Genomic DNA, 23,021 nt, shown 5'->3' with positions numbered 1-23,021 from the left:
GGCTACTATAATACACAACTAAAGCCATATGTTGTTTCGTATGAGGAATCAGGTGCTTAAGCTAAACATATCTGTAAATGACACAGCGACATTCTTTTTTGTCGAACTCTCTGATCGTGTGTATACTAGAGGGAGGCACTTGTCAATCATGGAATTTTTTTAAGAGTGATTGACAGCCCGCTAGGATAAGCTACGATAGGATAGACTGTATCAAGCGATTTCACGCTCAGGAGGATGTCATGTTAACATCGGCAATTGTAATTTGTACACTTGTGCTCAATATCATGTTAGCGACTTTTGTCGTTTTTCGAGAGCGGCGAGACATCAGTGCAACCTGGGCATGGCTGCTCGTTCTCTTATTCGTTCCAGTAGTAGGGTTTGTGTTGTACTTGTTTTTTGCCCAAAATTTGAGCAGGTATCGTTTATTTGACTCAGAGGATTTTAACCAAAGGGACTACGGGGATATCGTCAGTTCACAACTGAAAAAAATTAAAGAAGGACACCTCCCTTACCGCAACGTTGATATATCTGAACACCGTGACATGATTTACATGCATTTGCTACATAATCAGGCGGCTTTTTCCGACAACAATATCTTTGAGTTTTACACGAGTGGGGACAAAAAGTTTAAGCAGTTGATTGAAGATATTAAACAGGCGAAAGAGTCCATTCATCTGCAATACTATATTTATCGCAGAGATAACCTCGGGAAAGCCGTCAGGGAAGCACTCATTCAAAAAGCAAAGGAAGGGCTGCGTGTTCGCGTTCTTTATGATGCACTTGGGTCAAGAACTTTAAATAAAGGGTTTTTTAAAGAGCTGATTAAGCACGGTGGAGAAGTTGAATCGTTTTTTCCGTCAAAGCTACGGTTTATCAACATACGATTAAACTACCGAAATCACCGTAAGATCGTCGTTATTGATGGGAAAATTGGCTATATTGGCGGATTTAACGTCGGTGATGAGTATCTTGGATTAAGTGAAAAATTCGGTTATTGGCGAGACAACCACTTGCGCGTACAAGGTACTGCTGTTTATTCCTTGCAGGCACGCTTCATTTTAGACTGGAACCAAGCCTCTCGTTATCATGATATTCGCTATCACGCGAGTCTGTTTCCTGAGCCCGTTCAAACTGGAAACATAGGTGCTCAAATTGTGACGAGCGGTCCAGACTCAGAGCTAGAGCATATTAAATATGGCTATTTAAAAATGATTTCATCAGCAAAAAAGAATATTTACATTCAAACACCATACTTTATCCCTGACGCAAGCATGCTTGATGCGTTAAGGGTCGCTTGTTTGTCCGATGTGAAGGTTCATATTATGATTCCGAATAAACCGGATCACCCATTTGTTTATTGGGCGACGTTGTCTCATCTCGGCGAATTATTAAAGCTTGGGGCCAATGTATATACGTATACGAACGGGTTTATCCATTCTAAAACGATTGTTGTTGATGGTGATATTGCTTCAGTAGGTACGGCTAACATCGATGTGCGCAGTTTTAAGCTTAATTTTGAAGTCAATGCTTTTTTATATGATGTAGGAATGGCTAAGCATTTAACGCAACAGTTTCAAGAGGATATGAAGGATTCAGAGCTCTTAACACTTGAGAAGTACGAGCAGCGCCCACGGATTGTTCGGTTTAAAGAATCGGTCTCACGTTTGCTGTCGCCTATTCTTTAACGCTTTGGTTGCGATGGGGAATGAAGCTCAACGGACCACGTATCAGGTCCCTTTAGACAAGACGATTTCGTCGTAAAGGGGCTTTTTTTGTATGGATTGGGATGTCTAATTTTGGGGGGTCATTTTTGTAGACCGAACAGTCGGTTTATGATAGTGTGTGTTTTAGGTTAATTTGAATCTAGAGGTGAGAGGCATGGAAGCTGCATTGGAAAAAGAAGGGCGATTACTTCACAACCGAACCTTTATGCTTATGCTCGTCGCAGGCATCTTCGCAATTATGGGTTATAGTACGTTTTTAACAACTGTGTCGTGGTATGCGGTGAGTGAAGTCGGGTCAGCAACGGCGATTGCGCTCGTATTAATTTCTGCAACCGTTCCAAGGCTTCTTATGATGGTATTTGGTGGCGTCGTCGCGGATAAGTTTAAAAAGACGACGATCATGTTTTATTCAAACTTAATGCAAGGCTGCATGCTCCTCATTTTATATATGTTGATTGCGAACGGCGAGTTAACATTGTCTATTTTGCTCATGCTCGCGACGGTATTCGGTATGCTTGACGCCTTTTTTGGTCCTGCGAGTACTTCACTGATTCCTAAAGTTGTTCCTAAAGCTAAATTGCAACGGGCCAATGCGATGTTTCAAGGGGTCGATCAACTCGCTTTTATCATAGGCCCGATTATTGCCGGAATGATGATGGAGGCGTATTCTGTTCCTCTAAGCTTTTTTGTGGCAATGGTGCTCGTGTTCTTCTCCGCGATCTTTGTTTTTCCGCCATTTATTAAGGAAGCTGATGTCGAGAAGACGACAAAACAGACGCCTATTCAAGATTTTAAAGAAGGCGTTCAGTATATTCGTAAATCGACCTATCTCATTATAGGCATTCTCGTTTTAATCACGCTTAATTTTTTCGTATTTGGGGCGTTGCATATTGCCATTCCATTGCTTGTTGAGACACTAGGGGGCTCACCGATTCACTTGAGCTTTATGGAATCGAGTCTCGGGGTTGGCATGTTGCTTGGCACCATTTTGCTCAGTGTGTTTACATTAAGAAATAACAAAGCATCCGTCAGCGTTTTCGCCTTATTAAGTACAATACTACTATTTATCGGGTTTAGTCGAATTGACAGCTTACTATGGCTCGTTGTCCTTATCTTTTTTATTGGCTTTTCTATTGTGTTCGTGTTCGTTCCTTTTTTCACAATTGCTCAAGAAAATACAGAAGGGCATGTGATGGGACGGGTGATGAGTATTATCTTTTTGGCGATGAATGGATTTGACCCGTTGTCCTATGCGATCATTGCTGGTTTAACAGCAGTCGGACTCTCTGTGCAAAGTGTTTTATTGGGCCTTGGAATCGCAGGACTCCTTGCCTGGTTGGTCATTTTCACAAGGTCAAAAGCATACCGAGCCATGGCGTAGCTATATTCCAAGAAACTGAAGCTTGATTCGCTCAAACGATAGCGGGTCAAGTTTTTTATTTTGTGGGCGTAAGGGAAGTGAGAGTGTAACAAACAGGTCACGCCAATTATGACCTTGATTGATGACTCCTTTCACTGCCGGGGTGACTCTTTTATCAAGTACGATTAAAACACCAATAAGCAGCTTCGCCTATAGGTCTAGGTGAAGGTGAAAAGGAGCCCATATGAATGAACGTAGCGAAAAAACAGTCGGATTGGGATCTTGAATCGGTTCAGAAAGCCATTGATCGGTTATATGATTCTGCCAAACGTCGCAAGGATGTATTTTATGGACAGCCAGAAGGAGATTTGTCTGGATTAAGGTATGTGTTGCAGTGGAAAATGACTGAGGCACCGAGAGCGACAATGAATGTTCACGAGTCATGGGAGAAAGCCTGCAATGCAGCGGAAGACATGCCAAAGTGCACGAAGAGGTCATTGGCGACATGCGCTTATCGTTTTCCACAAGTTCTCGTGAGGTATTCATTAGACGACAGCCCATTTGTCGAAGTGAATAGTGAATGGGTTCTTTTTGCAGAAGAGAAGATGGATGAAAGGACGAAAGAATATAGCATATCGCCCGCTTATGCGTGGTTTAACAGAACGCAATTATGGGCTTGGGACGTCGTAATGATGCAGGAGGTCATGCGAAAGGCATTGATTTCTGCTTCAAACATTCTTTTAAAAAAAGCGCGACTGATGTGAACTTTTCTTCATACTTTTCCATTGTTGATATGGACAGCACATCACCACTTGATTCCATGGAGAAACAAGAGAGATTTAAAGCATATTGAAGCATCTTATCGATTGAATCATAAGATGCTCCTGCTACACGTTATCAAGACATGCGAAGACCAGCCGGGCGGGGGCGTTTCCGCGTTTTTGAATGGTGAGTCATTTTTTTGTGTAAGTGTGCTTTAAATAAGTGCATGACGAGTAAATGGACTTTTGCCTGGGTGTATTTATATAACGTCCATGGCAAAGAGGGCTGGAAGTCGTGTATAGCGATTAAGCCTTGCTCCGAGTGAGGAATGTGGCGGAATTCCATCCGGCCATATTGGTGCTGATCGACAGCAGCAAACAGTCCGCCACTGATTGTGTACAACGCTCTGGTGGGCGTGCTCCACTCAGCACAAAATGTAAGCGTCAGGAGTGGCTCCTTGATTCCAATGCCGTAAATCGCATATTTGTTTCCTTCGGCCTGTGTTCGCAAAAGAGGTCGTCCAACTCGAGCCAGCCAATGCATATAATCATGTGCTATCCCGCTTGCTTGACAATGATGAGAGAAAGGGACTCTTTGTACTGAACGGACGGAGGGAGTGTGACGATGACCGGGTTTTGCAATGGCATTTCCCGTTGTTTTAACGGTCGCTTGTCGAATGGCCTCGTTCAGCGGCACGTTTTTTTCTACTTGTTCGTGACTGCTTAAAAGGGGTGTTGTCAGGCTTTGGGAGCTTCCCCATCGTTTTGCCATTCGAATCGGCAGGCTGATCCAATATTTATTGACCTTCATCGATGCAGCTGTACGAAGAATCAGTTCGCGATAGGTGATGGCTTCAGAGCCTGTAAGTTGCACGTTTTTGGAAAACATATCCTTACTTCCTAAAGATGCTAAAATAGTATGAATGACTTCATCCATTGTTACAGGACAACCGTAAGTTTCTGTCGTAGATGGGAGCAAGATGAAAGGGCGAGACTGAATCCAATGTTCCACTGTGGACATGAGAGCCGACTGTCGTCCAATGATTGCCTCTGTACGTATCGTTGTGACGGGAGTGCCATATGCGCGCAGCACTTGCTCGACTTCAAGTCGGCTCTTTTCATACCGTCTTTGTTTCGCGGGGCTTTCCGGAATGTGTTCAATAAGATAAATGATTTGCTTGACGTGATGCTTCTTTGCTGCCCGGGCAAAATTGTCAGCGAGAATAAGATCCATATCCTCATATCGGGCTTGTGTCAGTGTTGCATTAGAGTTACGAGAGTGCACTAAATACACGGCGTAGTCAGCGTTCTGCAATGATCGCTCTGCATCTTTTACAGAAAACAGATCGCACGAGCGCCACGTAAGGTGAGGGATATTTCCACGGTTCAAGCCACTCCTTGAGAGTGCAGTTACATCATATAAGTTAGACAAAGGCTGAAGTAAATGCTTGCCAACGGAACTGCTTGCACCTGCGACAACAACTTGAGGTCTTGGTAAAGATTGTGCCACAAAATGATCTCCTTTCTTTAAGTGAGCTAAGGTTAGTATACCTTGAAAGGAGAAAGAGCTCACGGAAATCGCCGTGCAGCCACTTTTTTAAATGGCATAAAGATGCAAAAAAGTTGCTTAAATTGGATGTTTTTTTTCAGGCGAAACACCTTAACATATGATATAATTAATTATACACACATGAACGTTTAAAGTATGTTGAACGAAGGACGGTCTGATCTTAGCAACAGGCCGTCCTTTTTTATGGATACGGGTGGCGTGCGTGTGATTTCATCACGCAAAGGGGGATTGAGCCTCAGGGAAACCTGAAGCCTATACAGATGACAACATTACACAAACCTGGATGGTATGCGAGACATATAGCACCTCACTTGCCGAAGAAAGCGTTTAAACCTGTCCCACAAAGATTATGGGGTGGCGCCGCTTATTTGGTCATTACTTTAGCCATTGCTTTTCTGATGGGCTGGTTTGATTTGCACATTACGCTGAATCTATTAGGCGCAGCATTGCTTGGCGCATGCTTTGCAGGTCTAGGATTTCTTGGTCATGAAATTTTGCATGGAGCGATTGTCAAAAAGCGTTGGCTACGAAATTTTTTGGGAGCTGTTGCATTTTGGCCATTAAGCACTGGGCCTAAGCTTTGGAGAATGTGGCACAACCGCGGTCACCATGTTCATACGCAGCATGATGATGAAGACCCTGATTCGTGGCTCAGTTATGATCAGGTTCATAAGCGTCGATTGACGCGCTTATTGTACCGTATTCCGTTTCCGATTCGAGCGGTCATTGCGTTTGCGTCACTGGCGATTACCTTTTCTTTTCATTCGACAAAAATGTTTATCAAATACATTAAGTCCTTTAAACGGGAAGAACAAAAAAGCGTCTGGATGCAGTTTATATTACCTTGGGCTGCGTGGATCGGTCTTTTGTTCGCCCTTGGCTTTGAAAAATGGCTCTATATATACCTGATTCCGCTTCTTATTGCTAACTTTATTGTCATGGCATATATTTCTACAAACCATCGGTTAAACCCTTTAGGAGATGTGAATGATCCGCTCGTCAACAGCTTATCTGTCAATGTGCCTAAATGGGTGGACGTGATTCATTTTAATTTTTCACACCATACTGAGCACCACCTTTTTCCTGGGATGAGTGCTAAGTATTATCCGATCATTAAGCAGCACTTGAAAGAAAAGTGGCCCGATCGATACAATGAAATGCCCCTTGGAGAGGCGTTGCTCGCACTTTATCAGACGCCTAGGGTGTATTTTAAGCAAACCGAGCTCATTGATCCAAACCGTCAACACGTTTACGGGTCACTACGCAATGGGCTTGATCCGAAAAATATTAAATATAGAAACATTAAAAACGACGACGACTCGTCAAATGATACAATGAAAAAATAAATAGAACGATACAAAGGTTCGGAAATTCTTTTTCCGAACCTTTTTCTGCGCATACCGTAGGGGATGAGCTAAATAATGGACGGGGGGGCATGAGCGGATGGAAGACGAAAAATTGACAGTTTTTAATGAGCAACGTGAAGCGATCGGTACGGCTTCGAGAGAGTGTGTGCACCGTGATGGTTTATGGCACGAGACATTTCATTGCTGGCTCGTCTATGAGGAAGATGGAGTCGTGTACATTGGTTTCCAGCAACGATGTATGGAGAAAAAGGATTACCCGGGGTTGTACGACATTTCGGTAGCAGGTCATTTGCTGGCAGATGAGACAGTGGAACATGGTGTCCGAGAAATGGAGGAGGAATTAGGGCTAAAAGTTCATTTCAAGGAGCTTGTCAAGGTTGGCGTCATACCTGAGGAGCTGAATAGTAAGGAAATGACCGATCGTGAGTGGTGTCATGTGTATCTGTATCCAAAAAAAGCCGACCTGTCACAGTTCCGTTTTCAAAAAGAAGAAGTGTCTGGGTTCTTTTGGGCGAATGGAGAACATGTTGCTGCGCTTTGGAAAGGGCAAAATCACTCTATTCAACTAGTGGGTGCCGTGGTCGATGAAAAGACGAATCAAGTCGTTTCGTGTAGAAGAGAAGCTGGTAAAGAAGCGTTTGTCCAGCATTCAGAGCGTTATTTTGCAGAGCTGCTTGCAGGTATACAAGCGATCTTCTCCGTGTAAGTGGATGAAATACTTGTGAACGCTGAAGAGGCTAGGGCGGGACAGGCGAGAAGAAGCTAAAATGATTTAGGCTCCCGATAGGAGAGGGAGCCTGTCTTATTGTTTACTTCGTCTTTTCTTCAATCGATATGCCAGAAGCACAATAGTGCGTTTTTATGGTTGCGGAAAATTCTTCGACATCTGGAGCATCCACACAAACTTGCTGCGCTTTTTGCACGACGGACATCACTTCATGAAGCTCACCTTCAATGACTGTTTCCATAGGACCAATAACATAGGAAAGACCGGAGCCTTTCACGACATCGAGAATGTGATCGATCCCTCCATGTGTGTGGGCATCTTTTCCGTTCGGTAATATTTGTAGTCCAACCGTCATTGTTGCCATGCTGCTCACCCTTTCTGCAAAATAGACTTGCTTTTCGCATACCCTTAGATTGCCCGAGGTTAAACGTTTATAATCAATGAAATGTAAAAAAACCTCAATAAGATGGCAGTAGTTTAGCCTGTGAGCAAACGATCGCGTCCGCCGTTTTCGGCTGGCTCGTCCTTTCATGAATGAAGGTTTTCTTCGCACTTTTACTACCGTGACAAACGTTTACAAGCCAGGTTGAAAATATTGCTTTCTCTAAAAAAGAGTGTAGGGAAAGCCTGGAAAGACTTTGCCTACACTCTGAAACCTCACGAAAAGGAGGTTTTAGCGTTATTAGAAGCTAGCAGATTGCTTTTCAGCGATGTCACCAGCAAAAGGTACTTTCGTCCAGTTGCCTTGATAAGCTAAGACCATGAGCGCGATCCAAGCAACGAGCTGAACAAAGTAAACGATAAACCCGACAAGCGGAATAAAGCTTAGAACGGTCAGCGCACCAAAGACAACTATCGATTGCATCGCATGAAACTTGACGTACCGGCTTTCCTTTTCAATGATAAAAAAGATAATCCCCGTAATAAAGACACCGAGATAGCATAACAATCCAGCTACCTTAGGATCCAAGCCAGTGGACGATTTTGGCAAAGGCTGTTCTCCCATATTCATCCCTCCCTATATATCAAAGTGTTACTTTTTTAATTCTGCCAAGATTTTCATAAAGAAACAAGGGTAAAATGTTCGATTGATTATATTTTAATTGGCAACAGAGGTCTGACAATGTAAATGTATGCGATGAATAAGGAGAATCATTCGTTTTTTTTAAGCCGGTTAATGAAACGATTGCTACTACATGATTTAGACAGCTTGTGTGATCAATTAAAAAGGTCTGGATAGACTTCTTTTGCTAACATTTCCATACCGTCGATGGTGTTATAGCTGTAACCAAATAGATAGTTGTAATCCACACTATAGATTTGCCTGTTTTTAATGGCTTTCATGCTTGATAATTTTGGATTTGCATAAAGGGCGTCTTTGATGTCTTCAACAGCAGCTTTATTAGAGTTTAAAATGGGGAGAATGAAAATATCTGGGTCATCTTCAATGAGTGTTTCAATACTCACTTCACCGGTTTCTCCTTTGTAAATATTCTCCATATTAATCATGTTAAATGCGTCGTTGAAAAAAGTTTCATCTCCAGCTGGATATACATTTACTTCGTCGGGATTACTCATATGCAAATACACAAACGTTTTTTTCTCGTCAATACTTTCAAGTTTTGACGTAATCTTTGCTTGTTTTTCCTTTAATTTGTTCATAAATTTAGAGGCTTTATCTTGTACATTAAAAATGGTACCGAGATTTTCAATATCTTGATAGAGTGATTCATACGTACCGCCGGGAATGGAAGACTCAAGCGCGTACGTCTTAATTCCGAGATCGTTCAGGCTGTCTACAGTCCCAACACCCCATTCAGCGCTTTCAAATAAACCTCCTCGCCCGTAAACAAAGTCTGGATCTGTTCCAAGCGTGACTTCCTTACCGACATATTCTTCACTAAGAATATTTAATTTTTCGTACTCTTCTTCAACTTCTTTGTCTGGAATTCCGAAGCTCGCACCTACGCCGACGATCTTGTCGCCTAACCCTAAATGCAATAGAATTTCTGCAGCGGGTCGGGTATTCACCATAATACGCTCAGGAGCTTGTTTAAACACTTGGTCTTTTTCTTTCCAAGCATTGGCGCCTTCCGGTTTTGTATAATTTTGCATCGTTACGGGGTAGTGCGCATTAGGTTTTACGTCTGGTTCTGCTTCGGTACGGTCGTTCGTTGAGACACCACAAGCTGTTAATGTAAGAGCGATTGCAACCGCTGCTCCATAGAATAAACTTTTCATCATTGTTCTCCTGCATTATAAGCCATATACAAAACCTAAACCATGAGTAATTGGATTGACGTATGTTTGGCATTTAATTTGATATAGAGCTTCAATCGTTTCAGGTGTTAACACTTCTTCAGGTGTGCCGTGCGCATACACTTCACCATTCTTCATTGCATACACGTAATCACAGTAATGGGCGGCTGTCTCTAAGTCATGGAGAGCAGCGAGTACGCCGATATGTAGTTCCTTGACACATGTTAAAATTTCTAGCTGATAGCGAATATCTAAATGATTTGTCGGTTCATCTAAAATTAAAAATTGCGGCTGTTGGGCGATGGTTCTCGCTAAAATGACACGTTGTTTTTCACCGCCTGACAATGATAAAAAGCTCCGGTCTTTATAATCAAGGAGATTCGTTTGCGATAATGCCTGATCGATAATGTCCAAATCGTCCTGCCGATCTCGTTCAAGCATTTTTTTATGCGGCGTTCTACCAAGTAAGACCATCTGCTGAACAGTTAAGTCAAAGCTCATTTCATTAAATTGACCGACAACTCCTAACTGCTGTGATACTTTTTTTTCGGACGCCTTTAATACGTTAAGATCATCTAAATGGACGCTGCCGTGTCGAGGAGCTAAGCTTTTATAAATGCTTTTTAATAATGTCGATTTTCCACATCCATTTGGTCCGATCAGACCGACAAACTGCTGTTGTTTCACTAAAATTGAACAATTGTTGACGATGTCCTTTTTACTAATTGTGACACTCATATCTTTTGCAACTAATTCCATTGTTCACCCTCCGAAGTTGTAGCCTTTTTTCACAATCATATAGATGAATAATGGCGACCCGATCACGGATGTAATAATGCCGATGGGAAGCTCGACATTGTTGAGGGCTATTCTTGAGAGGATGTCTGCCCAAATTAAAAACAATCCTCCTAAAAACAATCCTCCTAATAACAATGCTCCCGGCATCAGACGTTTATGGTCTGAGCCGAAAATCCCTCTGCATATATGAGGAATGATTAAACCAACAAAGCCAATCATGCCTGAGAAAGCGACCATAGTACCGGTGATCAGGGCAGCACCAATCATATAAAGCTTACGGAAAGTACTTAAATTAATTCCAAGGGTAATGGCTGATTCATCACCTAGCAGCATCGTGTTGAGCACACGATATTGGAAAAGAAACAGGAAGCACCCAAGCAAAATGACAACAGTCATGATCGGCACTTTGCTCCAGGCAGCCGAAGCGAGGCTCCCCATTGACCAGAACGTAACCGACTTAATCCCTTCTGCATCGTTGGCAAAGAAGATAATCAGACTTGAAAAAGAGCCACATAAAGCACCAATCACGACCCCTGAAAGGACGAGCTTTACGGAAGTAGCCTTTCCACCGATGCTTGATAAGACAAGCACCGCAATTGAGGTGATTATCGCGCCGGCGAAAGCACCTGATGCGATGCCGATGTGGGACAGGAAAGTTCCACTGCCTATACCGACTAGGATCGCAAATGTCGCCCCAAGAGAAGCTCCTGATGAAATCCCGAGAATATATGGATCTGCCAGTGGGTTTTGCACGACCGCTTGCATGACCACTCCACATAATGTAAGCCCCATGCCGATAAGAAGGGCAAAGATCACTCGAGGCATTCTAATTTGTGCAATGATATTCATAAAGGAGTCGCTTTCGACAAGATCCATCGAGCCTAGCCAACCATTTGTTAACGTGTGCAGCACAATCTCCATCGATTGCCGGAAAGGGATAGACACTTGACCAATAGAGACAGAATAAACGGCTGATATAAGAATCGAGACGATTAAAAGAAAGATAACGGCGTAGTAAATCGCTGCCGACTCAATCATCTTTGTCGACACTTTATCCAATAACACACCTCCATTCGCAATTAATGATAATGATTATCAATATCGATTATAAGTGAAGTAAGCGATAGTTACAACGATGATTTTTGATTTTTTGTTGAAAGGTACATTTGACTTTGGGACGTAACATGTTGTCTGTGATAAATTTGCGAAAAATATTAAATTCATTCGGACTGTACAGTGGGGACGAGTATCTATAGACATATTTGCTGAGGCAGGAGCTAGAATTGTGAAACATAAAGATCTGTGGTTAGAATGATAGCAAGGGCCAGGTTGAAGTTGGTTCATCGATGAAAGCCTGTGTTTAGCGATTGATACAGCAGACAATATTAATGAATGGGTGCAGGCAATATGGTAGAACAAAAAACGGTGCGGTTGGGGGAAAAATAGCGCCAACATCAGCGTTTCATTAGGGGAAAAGCAAGGTCGTAGTGGCAACACATTTTTTGAATACAGTTGATATTGTGAGGGGATTGTATTGAAGGTTTTAGTCACGGGTTTTACTGGTAAAGTTGGCTTACAAGTGGCTTACTATTTAAAGGATCAAGATATTCCTATGGTATGTGCGGTGAGAAATGTTGAAAGGGCAAAAGCTAAATTTGGTCAATCATACAATTACGTCCATCTTGACTTTTCTGATCCAAGTACGTTTGATGAGGCACTTGAAAAGGTTGACCGCATTTTTTTAATGTACCCTCCTGGTGACAAGCTACAATTTGAGACATTCCTAGCAAAGTCAAAGGATAAAGACATTAAACATATCACCTATCTATCGTTAAAAGACGTGCAATTCATGCCGTTTATACACCATTACAAAATGGAAAAGCTAATTACAGGTTACAAGATTCCTTATACATTTGTACGCGCAGGTTATTTCATGCAAAACTTAAGTGACTTTCTTTGTCAGGAAATTAAGGAAAGGGGTCGGATTTTTGTTCCGGCAGGCTATGGAAAAACAAGTTTTGTGGATACTAGGGACCTTGCTGAAATCTCTGCTTTGTCGCTAGTGCATGAAGGGGAGCATGAAAACCAAAAGTATGTGATTACTGGAAATGAAGCCCTTGATTTTTTAGTGTCGCAAAAATAATGACTGACATTCTGGGCGTGAAAATTGAATACACAAACCCTTCCGTCAAGGAATTTAAAACGTATATGAGAAAAAAAGGTGAAGATGAAGGGTTTGTCAATGTTGTCATTGGTATTCATATGGCAACAAAGCTTGGCCTAGCAAAAGGGGTAAAGCATGATTACAAAAAAATAACGGGCAAAGATCCTACAAATATTAAGCAATATATTGCTGATTTTAAAGAGGATTGGCTATAGCTGAAGTGTGTAGTACACCTCAGTGACCGAGGAAAACTGCGAAGCTTCAAAGCGATACAAATGATAGCGATTTCAAAGAATGGCAGAGCATGGTAAGATAGACGTACAATCGTTCGGTTGGACTCAAAATAGGGGCAATATCGGCGTTTCATCCCTTAAAGAAAGGGGGTGATTGCCAATGACAGTATTCGAAACACTATTCTTAATGATCAGTTTCAGTACTTTAGTTGTAGCCATACTGTCATTTCACCAAAAGAAATAAGCCCCCTTTGAGAACCTGAGCCGGTTTTTGAGGCGGGGCTTATTTCCCTCTTAGACGCCGATCACCCATTGTAGGGAGCCAAGCGATTGGATCGACCGGTTCGTGCGACAACACGGATCGGTCTTTTTTTAGTATACGTGATCTATATGCTTAGTATACCTTAGCGGGTGAGGTGGAGACAACCTTCCATGTTGGGTAAATTTTTTATTTATTTAAGATATGGTATTGCACGACTTTAAATAAAGCACGTGCAAAGTCGTAGCTGTCATTCATATATTCTGTATGCACAATTTTGACGCCGATGTCGCGCGCGTGTTCTTGCCCTTCTATGTGAATGTCGGTCATGACTTCCATATTTTCGATGAGTGAGAGCAGGTCCATCACAACGATCGCCTCGTGTCCGTTCGCCTTTTCTTCTGTCATCACGTCTTTAAAGTCGGGACCAAGCCATCGGTCAGTCATTAAACTGCGATACGCAGTTCGCCATGTCGATAATTCAGCTTGATGCCCTATAGAAGCTGCACATTCGTTCAGTTGCTGGACATATAGAGAGTGGTTTGCAGCTGTACCAGGCTGGCTATGTGCTGTGAAGATCACCACTGGATGAGTGTCGTTTCCGAGCCATTGCAGAGCTCTTTGTAACCGATCGACCATACAGTGAATGACCGCCGGATGATGATACCAATGCTCAATATGATGTACGTTGATCTGTATGCTTGCTTTTATACTGAGCATCTGAACGCGCTTTTGGTACCAGACCAACCCTGTTTTTGAAGAAAGGGGATTTAATCCAAGTGTCCAAAGGTCTTGAATGCCCTGATGCTCAAAGCGTTGAATCGCATCTTCAATGAAGGGAAAACTATGTTTATAGGCAACCTCCACATGAAGTTCTTCCTGAAATGCATCATTCCATTGTTGTTCTATGGCTTTTGCTAACCGTTGCGAATTTGCGGCCAGAGGATGACAGCGGCCGAGCTCATCATACTTTTGCCGAATCTCCTCTACTTGCGCATCACTCGGTTTTTTACCTTGGTGAATATGTGTATAATACGTCTCTAGTTCAGCTCGATTCACAGGACCTCCGTAGCCCATGAGTAAAAGTCCCCGCACTTTTGTCATCCTTCCTGTTCTTTCAGTTGTTGGCTGAGTGATTTGACAGTATCCATGACAAATGGATTTGGCGATGAGATGTCCTTAGCATCCATTTCAATGACACGGTTTTGTTTGACCGCAGTCAACGTTTTCCAGCCGGGAGACTCAATGAGGTTTTTAAATTCATCACTCACATTTCCCCAATTGACTAAGATAATATAGTCTGGATCAACTGCAAGCATTTGTTCAATATTGATCGGAGAGGATGAATCATAACCGAGCTCATCCGATGCAGAGACGCCGCCGACGTGGGAGATGATATCATAGGCGATGCTGGAGGGTCCTAGAACGTACGGACCGGTTGTCGAGCCAACTTGTGATACGGCCATGATTGAAGGAGAGCCTTCAGCTTGCTCAATGTTGTCTTTCGTCTGCTCCATTCCTTCAATCAATGCCTGTCCTTTGTCTTCTTCGCCAATGGCTTCGGCGATGACGGTGAGCTGCTCTTGTATCCTATCAATGGTATGCCAGCTGTCAAAAGTGAGCGTCGGAATATTTGCTTCTTGGAAAAATTGCAACGCGTCTGATTCAGCACCGTGGGTCGTCGTCAATAAAATAAGGTCGGGGTTAAACGCCAGCACTTCCTCTGGATCAAGACGGGTCGCCCCTTTGACCCGTCCGTCAATTTGCTCAGCCTCATTAACAAAATGAGATAACGCTTCATTGTCAATGCTTTGCGAGGCGACGACTACACGACCAGGTTCGGTGAGAGCCAATACAGCTTGCGCGGTGTCTAAGGAAAGAGCCGCAATGTTATCCGGTTTTTCTTCTAACGTTATCGTTTGCTCACCAAAGGTAACGGTTCGTGGCGTCCATTGATCATCGATCGCTTGTGCATCTGTCGCTTTGTCAGCGTCGCTCTGTTCATTTTTTGATGCGCTCTGTGGTTCGTTTTTCCCTTGGATTGCCTGTGACTGACAGGCTGCTAAGAGTATGATCATACATAGTAATATCGTGGTATAAGAGGTTACTTTCATCAATAGATTCTCCTCGTTCGTTGTAGTTATTCGATGACTCTTAATGGGATCACAGCTGTCGTGTGATGGTCTTCGTAAATTTTCGTGTACACATGATAGGTCTCTTGTAATCTTTTTGTTGTAATGACATCTTTTGGAAAGCCGAGGTGGGTGAGCTGTCCGTTTTCCATCAGCGTCAGCCGGTCGCAAAAACGGTAGGCGTATGACAGGTCATGGATCGCTAGTAACACGAGACGACCTTCCTCAGCCAGCTCTTTCATCATATCCAATAGCTGCAATTGAAAGTAAAGGTCTAACGCTGAGGTCGGTTCATCAAGGATGAGTATTTGTGCGTCCTGTGCAATCGCCTTAGCCATTGCGACGAGTTGCTTTTGCCCTCCGGAAAGGGTCGCAACGATGCGGTCTTGCAAATGAAGAATGCCTACTCGATCCAACGCTTTCTTGACGATTTTCTCGTTTTCTAGTCTATTTGATTTGTAGGGAAAGCGGCCCATATAAACGGCATCGAACACCGTAAACGGAATGTCCAACTCAAGCGACTGAGGCACATAGGAGAGGAAACGGGCTCGCGCTTTCGCACTCATTTGTTTTAACGATTGACCGTGCCACTGAATGCTGCCTCGATAACGAACAATGTGCGATATGGCTTTGATCAGCGTCGATTTTCCTGCCCCATTTGGCCCGATAAAGCCGAGCACTTCACCAGGATAGACAGAGAAGCTGACATTTTTAATTATCGGTCGTTTATTGATGGTGACATCAACGTTTTTTACGTTTAACACAGTTACATCCGCCCCCCTTTAGATGTCAAGATGAGCAGCAGAAAAATGGGTGCACCAATTAAAGCACAGACAATACCGACTTGGAGGGTAATACCAGGGATAGTGCGTGACACTAAATCTGCACAGACGAGAAAGCTGGCTCCGCCGATTGCGCTTGCTGGCAGGAGCAGGCGGTGATCGGAACCGAGCGTCAACCGAAGAACGTGCGGGATGACGAGGCCGACGAAGCCGATGGTACCACTGACGGCGACGGCGGTGCCCGTCAAAAAAGCAGCTAAAACGAGCAATACAATCCGAATTTTCTCAACAGCGACGCCAGTCGTTTTCGCCTGATCTTCTCCGAGCATCATCATGTTCAGTATTTTGGCAAAAAGAAAGATGCACCGGTCGCTAAGAGAATAAACGGGGCAATTAAAAACACGTGTGTCCACGTTCGTGCTTCCAGTCCACCTTGCAGCCAGAAGATGATGCTGCGCAATTCTTGTTCATCAGCGGCATTGGCGACAAATACACTAACAACGGCAGATAAAAATAAATTGATGCCGAGCCCGGTTAAAATGAGCATACTCGTATTTTTTTGCAGGCTTGTATTCCAGACAGCCATGACAACGAATAGCGCTCCAAGCGCGCCGATAAATGCTGCGAGCGGCAGAATCCATGGGCTGATTGATACCCAGCCAAAAAACAGGACGAGCACTGCGCCTAAGGATGCACCGCTAGAGACGCCGAGATAACCTGGTTCAACGAGTGGGTTTCGAAACACCCCCTGCATCAGCACGCCCGATACGGACAACGCTGCTCCAACAAACGCCCCTACAATAATCCGCGGTAAACGAATGTCATTGAGAACGATCGCTGCCTGTGCGGATAATGGCGTGTTTACATCAACATTTGCCCAGGACAGCCAGCTCGTGAGCACTTGTTGCCACGTAAGCGGATAAGGCCCAAGCATGCTTGAGACGAGCATTGTCATAAAGAGGATAATCACTAAAACAAAAAGGAAAAGACGATGCTTTTGATTGACGACGCCATTCATTTAATCACCTGCAATAAAATTAACTAAAGTTAAAAAAGTTTCCTTAAGGCAACTTAAATCGTATTATAAATCAAATCAATAGATTGTCAATGGGGACGAGTGATGATCAAGTAAAATCAGCCCATTAAAAAACGGCCGTTCCCCTTAAAGTTTGAGAAAGCCGTTTCGAAAAATGAATAAGGTGATTTGTTTAGCAAAGCTCTTCTAAACGTTTTTGAGTACTCTGAGTCCGTGAAGTCCCTCGGTGTCCACCACAAAGGGAAGGGCGGATTTGGTTTGGACTTCCATGTGGAAACAGAAGCCAACGTATATGTGAATCACTATTGTTAAGAAGCTCGTCATTGAGCTTGTCCGGTTCAAAGCTTAATACACGGCTTCCGGCCGTAGCTCATGTCCATAAGGAACGACTGCTTTATGTCACAAGGAGTTCGTGAAGCTCATGTTTGCGTTCTTTAAAAAGATATGAATGCGTAGCCATGAACTTATTGATGATCGCCGATGACGACATATCCTGTTTCTCATTCTCTAACCATGTAAGGATTGGTTCCGTCTTGGATCATTTTAAGCGGTGACAAATGGACCATCTTTCATCCGCTACCTTCTATTCATCAGGCAAAACGATGGTCAGTTGCGGCCAAGTTTGCCGCCAATTTTTTCTGAGCACACGCGTTTTGTATGCAGGGGTTAAATCGGCTCGTTCACGAAATAAAGGCGTTGGTCTGACAACCCCTTGTAACAAATCGTCGATGCCGTGTGGCGCATTAAGAAGCACTTCTTGCTGCTCGTCTAAAGTGAGGCCCACGGCTGTAACGGTTTCAGGGAACTTTGCCATCGCATCCGTACTTGAAGTGTAGGGAGGGAGTTCATTTTTCAAATGCATTCTTGCTTGATTTTTAACGGACCAAGGAACTCCAGGGTGAATATGGCGGAGTCTATGTTCAAGCATTTTTTCAATCGACTCGCCAGTATTGTTTCGGTCAAAATAAATGACGTCGATATCGTCGACCGGTGTTCGCTCAGGCATGTCATACATGGTGTCCCAAATGCTGCTTCGAACCACACCAGCGCACACCCACCAATCGGGAAGGTTGAGAGATTGAACGCTATGTAGAATGTCTAGAAGCCAACGATCCTCTTTGATTTTTTGCAGAATGGAACCTTTATTATAAGCTGGCAAAAAAGCCCCTCCTTCATAGGGATATTCAGGAAAACCTTACCTCCAATTCTATCATGTTCAACAATCTTTTTGAAGCGGCCTCAGTTGACGCTGTCTTCGTTCTAACGCTATACTAGTTTTTGTGACTCGCGCGTTTTTTTAGTAGACGAAGGCGTTTTTTGAAGGGATGAACTAGATGATCGAACGAAATGAACGGATGGTTCAAGCGGCGTTAAAGCGTTTTTCAGCGCAAGGCTACGATGCGACGTCAATGGATCAGATTGCGAAGGACTGCGAAATGTCAAAGGCTTCGCTGTATAAGTTTGTGGCTACAAAGGAAGAACTGCTCATTCACGTCGTCGAATATTGTAAACGTCATATGCTTTGCAACGTGCAACAGTTTCATAGAGAAACTGAGCTGACGGGGCGTGAGCGTTTTAGAGCCTGCCTCGAAGTTGAGATTGAAAACGCGCTCTCATACCATCAGCTCATCATTTTGCAGCATCGTGAAGTGCGTTTTCAGCATAATGAAAAAGTGAAGAACCTCTTAGTTGATTCGAAGCACCGTTTGATGCGTTGGCACCGAACGTGTTTATTAGAAGCATATGAAGACCGGTTAGAGGGGCATGTGTGGGACGCGATTGTTATGCTGCAAGGGATGATACGTGAATTTCTAATGTTGTTGACATACGGACGCTTGGATTTATCCGTGCAAAAGATCGCTCACTTTATTGAACAGCGAATGTATGAGCTTGCTATGGCTGCAAAGCTGGAAGCGCCGGTGCTTGATGATCACGGGCTTGAGAAGCAGCTTGGCGGGGAACCGACGGATCATCGTGTTTCAAGTAAAAAACTGATGATCGAAAGGTTAGCGCCAATAAAACGCCATACGGCAGGCGATGAGGAATTGCAAGCAGCAGTCGCTATGGTCGAGCACGAAATAGCGGCAGACCAGCCGCGACACTTTTTACTAGAGTCACTTTTAAGCTATTTAAAAACGAAAACACAGCAGGCGACAGTCCTATGGTCACTCGATGTACTGCTCGATTTAGTAGAAAAAGAACGAATGCACGTAAGGGAGGCAGATGATGACAAACGATACGACACATGAACGGCCATTGAAAACATTTCCGATCGTGGCTGTTTTAATTATAGGCGCCTTTGTAGCGATTTTAAATCAAACCTTACTCGTCACCGCCTTGCCTCCAATTATGGATGATCTAGGTATTACGGAAAACACCGCGCAGTGGCTGACAACGGTCTTTATGCTTGTGAATGGTATTATGATCCCAATTACCGCATTTTTAACAGAAACGTTTACGACAAGGCGTCTGTTTTTAGTGGCGATGGGGCTTTTTGCTACCGGGACATTTATTGCGATGGTATCGCCTAATTTTTCAATACTAATGGTTGGACGGGTCGTTCAGGCAAGTGGCGCCGGAATTATGATGCCACTCATGCAGACGACGTTCTTTCGCATTTTCCCGCTGGAAAAACGGGGACAAATCATGGGGCTCGTCGGTCTTGTGATCGCCTTTGCGCCGGCGATTGGCCCGACGCTTTCCGGATATTTAATAGAGCACCTTCCGTGGCGGTCTGTGTTTTACGTCGTCTTCCCAATTGCTGTCATTGACTTAATCATTGCTTATTTTGTGATGAAAAATGTGACGGTGCAGACGTTTCCTAAGATTGATATTCTCTCGATCGTTCTATCAACACTTGGCTTTGGTGGTTTATTGTACGGGTTTAGTACCGCAGGTTCAGAAAATGTGTCGTTCTTGAATACAGGACTGCCTCTGATCGTTGGTGCGGTCGCGCTCGTTTGGTTTATTTACCGGCAGTTGAATTTAAAGGAACCGATTTTAGAGTTTCGTGTGTTTAAAGTGCGTATTTTTACATTATCAACGATCATCTCAATGATTGTGTTTATGACGATGATTGGTGTTGAGACGATTTTGCCGATTTACATGCAAAAGATGCTCGGGTTTTCTCCGCTCGAATCCGGCTTGATGCTTTTGCCTGGAGCGATCTTTATGGGGCTATTGTCGCCAATCACAGGTCGCATCTTTGATAAATTTGGCGCGCGACGCCTTGCCATTATTGGCTTAATGCTCGTCACTGTCGGAACCGGATTTTTGACACAGTTGACGGCGACGACAAGCTTTATGTATTTAGTGGTGTTTTATACATTACGGATGATTGGGACGGCGATGGTTATGATGCCCGTCACGACAGCCGGCTTAAATGCTATGAGCACGAAGCAGCTGCCGCACGGAACGGCCATGTCTAATACGATGCGGCAAATTTCCGCTTCGGTCGGTACAGCGATGCTCGTGACGATCATGACAACGATGGCAAGCAATGACTCTGTTGCAGGCCAAGTTCACGGCGTGTCGATGGCACTTTGGGTGGCGACCGCACTGACGTTTGTTGCCGGCATCATGTCACTTTTTATCCATGACCGTGAGCGTGCGTCGAAGCCGGTCGTGAGCGGCTCGGTGAAAAGTACGAGTTAAAGGATCTGCTTAAGGAAACGATGCATTTGAGGTAGGATTTCCTATCAGGGCAACATTTGCTATAGTAAGGTGAACTAACTATTGAATGGAGTCGTGATCGAAATGCAAAAAAGAAGAACAAGTCTGTGGCTGTATACATTACTGATCATGCTTCTTTCTGTCGGCGTGCTTGCCGGGTGCACGAGTGAAGCACCTGCACCTGAAAATAGCGAAAGCCAGAGTGAAGAAGCGAGCAATGAAGAGAATCAGAAAGAGCAGGGCGAAGAAAAGACAACTGATGAAAACAACAACAGTGAAAATGATGAGTCCGGTGAAGCTACAGTCGATACATCAGATGCAGTCAACGTGACGATGACGATGGAGGGCGGCGGCGAGGTTGTGATGGAGCTCTACCCGAACGTCGCACCAGAAACAGTGGACAATTTTACGAAGCTCGTCACGGAAGGTTTCTACGACGGGTTGACCTTTCACCGTGTCATCCAAGGCTTTATGATTCAAGGTGGCGATCCGAATGGGGATGGCACAGGGGGTCCAGGGCATTCGGTCAAGGGTGAGTTTGCGAGCAATGGCTTTGAAAACAACTTGTTGCATGATCGCGGCGTGCTGTCGATGGCGCGGGCGCAAGACCCTGACTCAGCCGGTTCACAGTTTTTCATCATGGTAGCAGAACAACCAAGTCTTGACGGTGATTATGCAGCGTTTGGCAAGGTGATTGAAGGAATGGACGTCGTCGATGAGATCGTAGCTGTCGAAACCGATGGGAAAGACAAGCCGGTTGCAGGGCAGGAGCAAGTTATTCAATCGATGGAAGTAACGTCAGGAAAGTAAGGTTTGGCTTCGGTCGCAGGGAGCGTACGAAAAATATCTGCCAAACATCAGGCACATGAACAAGCTTGGATCATTTTCAAAGGTGAATGATCCAAGCTTTTTTCTGTCGGAATTCCACTTAATATTTTCTTCTGCTAAAAATGTCTTTAACAAATGCTTCTTTAAAAGCCGCCACTTGAAGCGTGTTTGACATAAGCCCGTTTGATGTCTACATATGTCTGTCTTGCGCCTTCGTTTGAATTGAGATCATCCCTAAAGAAGATAAGGTTATGCCATAACTCTTTTTGAAAGGCTACGACATGGATAAAATGCGTTTTTTCTTCGTATGTGTCATCTGTAAATTTTGCTAGGACGATTTCTTCTGGCCTGTTCACTCTTAACCGTAAAAATCCAACCCGCTTTAACGCGCTGAAAAACGCTTGATCTACATTCTGTATATCATCAACGCCAACCATCATGTCCAAAATCGGTTTGGCAGCCATCTATCGAATGGCTGTACTGCCAATATGCTGGATCCGGCTTTCCTCAATATTGACTTGCTGCATAATGTCTTTTTTCACTCTCAGAAATTCCTCATGCCATTCGGGCGAATAATCGACTAACTTCACTTCATTTCTTTTTAACCCTAGTTTCACGAATGCAGCCCCTTTCAAGAGTGGTCACGCCTCTTTTTCAAAAACTCATCTGAGGGCACGCAATGTTATGTTGACTCATCCACAATAGAAATCCCAAGCATGCGTGCAAAGCCGACGGCCTGTTCGGAGGTCAGTTTAAGGCCGCGAAGCTGATCGATGCTAACCGTTAAGCGGTCGAACGTACACGTACTTAAATCAATCCCGTTCATATCGACTTCACTAAAATTCGCATCTTCGAGCTGGCAGTGTTGAAAGGCTGTTTTTTGCAGTGTCGCTTCAATAAAATCGCCTTGCTCCAATGAGCTGTTCAAAAATATCAAATGCTTTCCACTCATAAAATTAAACGCGACCATTTTACCCATACAATCCTCAAAGCGGACATGGCGCATTGTCGAGCCGCCAAACTGAGCACCGGTCATTTTGCATTGTTTAAACTGGACACGGTGCATGACGGCATCCTGAAAATCAACGTTCGAAAAGTCGCACCGTTCAAAAACGACGTCTTGAATATCAACGCCGTGCCAAACATTTCTGCTAAACTGAACGCTGGAAAAATACGATTGTTCAATGTATCGTTTGGATGCTTCTGTTTCAAAAATAGCGCCTTTCGTTTGTGAAACGCCATGTAACAGGAGTTCATCGTCATCGAGATTCATGTCAGGCGCGGAGAACTCGACAGGCAGGCGGGGGGTCATCAGTTTCATATTTAAGCCTCCAGACGGTGTCAGGTTA

At 44.0% G+C, this 23,021-nt stretch carries 22 protein-coding genes and 2 pseudogenes; 11 read left to right on the top strand and 13 right to left on the bottom strand.

The features are described from left to right. Positions 1-239: 239 nt before the first annotated feature. The 3 genes from cls (at position 240) to G4V62_RS06730 (ending at position 3,848) form a co-directional block, all read left to right on the top strand. The gene (gene cls / locus G4V62_RS06740) at positions 240-1,685 is read left to right on the top strand and encodes a cardiolipin synthase (protein WP_165200452.1); all 1,446 of its coding nucleotides are present in this window, start codon (positions 240-242) and stop codon (positions 1,683-1,685) included. A 193-nt stretch (positions 1,686-1,878) separates the two neighbouring features. Further along, positions 1,879-3,105 carry an MFS transporter gene (locus G4V62_RS06735; protein WP_165200450.1) on the top strand — a complete coding sequence of 409 codons (1,227 nt, stop codon included), beginning with the start codon at positions 1,879-1,881 and terminating at the stop codon, positions 3,103-3,105. A 227-nt stretch (positions 3,106-3,332) separates the two neighbouring features. After that, entirely contained in the window at positions 3,333-3,848 is a 516-nt protein-coding gene (locus G4V62_RS06730) for a hypothetical protein (RefSeq protein ID WP_165200448.1), read from the top strand. A 133-nt stretch (positions 3,849-3,981) separates the two neighbouring features. On the opposite strand, the gene G4V62_RS06725 is transcribed toward G4V62_RS06730, so the two are convergent. Further along, positions 3,982-5,355, bottom strand: a complete 1,374-nt coding sequence (locus tag G4V62_RS06725; protein ID WP_165200446.1) for an NAD(P)H-binding protein — start codon at positions 5,353-5,355, stop codon at positions 3,982-3,984. Between the two features lie 320 nt (positions 5,356-5,675). Here G4V62_RS06725 and desB point away from each other — a divergent pair, with 320 nt between their 5' ends. Both desB and G4V62_RS06715 read left to right on the top strand, forming a co-directional pair. Continuing rightward, a complete protein-coding gene (desB, locus tag G4V62_RS06720; protein WP_165200444.1) occupies positions 5,676-6,761 on the top strand; it encodes a Delta(10) desaturase DesB in 1,086 nt (361 codons plus the stop codon). Positions 6,762-6,858: 97 nt separating this feature from the next. Beyond that, entirely contained in the window at positions 6,859-7,488 is a 630-nt protein-coding gene (locus G4V62_RS06715) for an NUDIX hydrolase (protein WP_165200442.1), read from the top strand. A 103-nt stretch (positions 7,489-7,591) separates the two neighbouring features. Here the strand turns inward: G4V62_RS06715 and G4V62_RS06710 are convergent, their stop codons facing one another. From G4V62_RS06710 to G4V62_RS06690, 5 genes are all read right to left on the bottom strand, one after another. After that, positions 7,592-7,873 (bottom strand): thiamine-binding protein, encoded by a 282-nt coding sequence (locus G4V62_RS06710; RefSeq protein ID WP_165200440.1) that lies wholly within the window; start codon positions 7,871-7,873, stop codon positions 7,592-7,594. A gap of 318 nt (positions 7,874-8,191) precedes the next feature. Continuing rightward, positions 8,192-8,515, bottom strand: a complete 324-nt coding sequence (locus G4V62_RS06705; RefSeq protein WP_165200438.1) for a DUF4870 domain-containing protein — start codon at positions 8,513-8,515, stop codon at positions 8,192-8,194. A gap of 212 nt (positions 8,516-8,727) precedes the next feature. Then, a complete protein-coding gene (locus tag G4V62_RS06700; RefSeq protein WP_165200436.1) occupies positions 8,728-9,753 on the bottom strand; it encodes an ABC transporter substrate-binding protein in 1,026 nt (341 codons plus the stop codon). A gap of 12 nt (positions 9,754-9,765) precedes the next feature. Continuing rightward, a complete protein-coding gene (locus tag G4V62_RS06695; RefSeq protein ID WP_165200434.1) occupies positions 9,766-10,527 on the bottom strand; it encodes an ABC transporter ATP-binding protein in 762 nt (253 codons plus the stop codon). 3 nt (positions 10,528-10,530) lie between these two features. Then, complete coding sequence (locus G4V62_RS06690) at positions 10,531-11,604, bottom strand: FecCD family ABC transporter permease (RefSeq protein ID WP_165200470.1); 1,074 nt, start codon at positions 11,602-11,604, stop codon at positions 10,531-10,533. Between the two features lie 496 nt (positions 11,605-12,100). Between G4V62_RS06690 and G4V62_RS06685 the strand changes: the two genes are divergently transcribed. The 3 genes from G4V62_RS06685 to G4V62_RS20800 all read left to right on the top strand — a co-directional run bounded on the left by G4V62_RS06685 (position 12,101) and on the right by G4V62_RS20800 (position 13,207). Next, positions 12,101-12,709, top strand: a complete 609-nt coding sequence (locus tag G4V62_RS06685) for an NmrA family NAD(P)-binding protein (protein WP_312855445.1) — start codon at positions 12,101-12,103, stop codon at positions 12,707-12,709. Then, a complete protein-coding gene (locus tag G4V62_RS20535) occupies positions 12,709-12,945 on the top strand; it encodes a Rossmann-fold NAD(P)-binding domain-containing protein (RefSeq protein ID WP_312855444.1) in 237 nt (78 codons plus the stop codon). The genes G4V62_RS06685 and G4V62_RS20535 overlap by 1 nt, the downstream gene beginning before the upstream one ends. A gap of 178 nt (positions 12,946-13,123) precedes the next feature. Further along, on the top strand, positions 13,124-13,207 hold the full coding sequence (locus tag G4V62_RS20800) for a putative holin-like toxin (protein ID WP_376768285.1): 84 nt from the start codon (positions 13,124-13,126) through the stop codon (positions 13,205-13,207). Between the two features lie 204 nt (positions 13,208-13,411). On the opposite strand, the gene hemH is transcribed toward G4V62_RS20800, so the two are convergent. The 5 genes and pseudogenes from hemH to G4V62_RS06660 form a co-directional block, all read right to left on the bottom strand. After that, positions 13,412-14,326 (bottom strand): ferrochelatase, encoded by a 915-nt coding sequence (gene hemH, locus G4V62_RS06680; RefSeq protein ID WP_165200432.1) that lies wholly within the window; start codon positions 14,324-14,326, stop codon positions 13,412-13,414. After that, a complete protein-coding gene (locus tag G4V62_RS06675; RefSeq protein WP_165200430.1) occupies positions 14,323-15,336 on the bottom strand; it encodes an ABC transporter substrate-binding protein in 1,014 nt (337 codons plus the stop codon). Before G4V62_RS06675 ends, hemH begins: the two co-directional genes overlap by 4 nt. Positions 15,337-15,362: 26 nt before the next feature. After that, positions 15,363-16,118: an ABC transporter ATP-binding protein gene (locus G4V62_RS06670; RefSeq protein WP_165200428.1), complete on the bottom strand. Its 756-nt coding sequence runs from the start codon at positions 16,116-16,118 to the stop codon at positions 15,363-15,365. Between the two features lie 2 nt (positions 16,119-16,120). Then, a pseudogene (locus G4V62_RS06665) lies at positions 16,121-17,070 on the bottom strand (FecCD family ABC transporter permease). A gap of 685 nt (positions 17,071-17,755) precedes the next feature. Next, positions 17,756-18,331: a nucleotidyltransferase family protein gene (locus tag G4V62_RS06660; protein WP_165200426.1), complete on the bottom strand. Its 576-nt coding sequence runs from the start codon at positions 18,329-18,331 to the stop codon at positions 17,756-17,758. A gap of 175 nt (positions 18,332-18,506) precedes the next feature. Between G4V62_RS06660 and G4V62_RS06655 the strand changes: the two genes are divergently transcribed. The 3 genes from G4V62_RS06655 (at position 18,507) to G4V62_RS06645 (ending at position 21,654) form a co-directional block, all read left to right on the top strand. Beyond that, positions 18,507-19,421: a TetR/AcrR family transcriptional regulator gene (locus tag G4V62_RS06655; RefSeq protein ID WP_165200424.1), complete on the top strand. Its 915-nt coding sequence runs from the start codon at positions 18,507-18,509 to the stop codon at positions 19,419-19,421. Beyond that, positions 19,396-20,826 (top strand): DHA2 family efflux MFS transporter permease subunit, encoded by a 1,431-nt coding sequence (locus tag G4V62_RS06650; protein ID WP_165200421.1) that lies wholly within the window; start codon positions 19,396-19,398, stop codon positions 20,824-20,826. The genes G4V62_RS06655 and G4V62_RS06650 overlap by 26 nt, the downstream gene beginning before the upstream one ends. Before the next feature lie 81 nt (positions 20,827-20,907). Beyond that, the gene (locus G4V62_RS06645; RefSeq protein WP_246218294.1) at positions 20,908-21,654 is read left to right on the top strand and encodes a peptidylprolyl isomerase; all 747 of its coding nucleotides are present in this window, start codon (positions 20,908-20,910) and stop codon (positions 21,652-21,654) included. A gap of 161 nt (positions 21,655-21,815) precedes the next feature. Here the strand turns inward: G4V62_RS06645 and G4V62_RS06640 are convergent. Together G4V62_RS06640 and G4V62_RS06635 are read right to left on the bottom strand one after the other, a co-directional pair. Further along, a pseudogene (locus tag G4V62_RS06640) lies at positions 21,816-22,199 on the bottom strand (GrpB family protein). A gap of 155 nt (positions 22,200-22,354) precedes the next feature. Then, positions 22,355-22,993, bottom strand: a complete 639-nt coding sequence (locus tag G4V62_RS06635; RefSeq protein ID WP_165200418.1) for a pentapeptide repeat-containing protein — start codon at positions 22,991-22,993, stop codon at positions 22,355-22,357. Positions 22,994-23,021 lie beyond the last annotated feature (28 nt).

This window comes from Litoribacterium kuwaitense (genome assembly GCF_011058155.1).
Taxonomy (GTDB): Bacteria; Bacillota; Bacilli; order Bacillales; family DSM-28697; genus Litoribacterium; species Litoribacterium kuwaitense.
This window is presented reverse-complemented; position numbering and strand designations above follow the sequence as displayed.